Origin of the sequence: uncultured Maribacter sp. (assembly GCF_947495965.1) — a bacterium.
In the GTDB taxonomy this organism is placed as follows: Bacteria; Bacteroidota; Bacteroidia; order Flavobacteriales; family Flavobacteriaceae; genus Maribacter_B.
Genome location: NZ_CANMBB010000028.1, coordinates 1 through 404, shown reverse-complemented (window position 1 = coordinate 404; position 404 = coordinate 1). Strand labels below are relative to the sequence as shown.

Genomic DNA, 404 nt, shown 5'->3' with positions numbered 1-404 from the left:
TAACTTATTTAGATACAGCAACCAATGAGTTGTATGTTTATGATGGTACTAACTGGGCAATGGTAACCGATAATCAAGAAGGAACGGAAGTTGATTTAACTACCCCTCTAGATGTTGATAATGATGGAAATAATGAAGTAACTGTAGAAGAAGCAATAGCAGATTTAGCAGCAAACAATGCATTAGATTTAGATATAGATCCTACCAATGAACTAACAACAAGTGGGGTAGGCGCACCAACAGGAGCTCCAGCAAATGATAATCCAGGAGTAACTTATTTAGATACAGCAACCAATGAGTTGTATGTTTATGATGGTACTAACTGGGCAATGGTAACCGATAATCAAGAAGGAACGGAAGTTGATTTAACTACCCCTCTAGATGTTGATAATGATGGAAATAAT

At 36.6% G+C, this 404-nt stretch carries 1 protein-coding gene; it reads left to right on the top strand.

Annotation, left to right across the window (positions count from 1 at the left end; all coding sequences use genetic code 11):
• Nucleotides 1-404 (top strand): hypothetical protein (locus Q0820_RS16910; protein ID WP_298489476.1); only part of this gene is annotated, 404 nt, incomplete at both ends.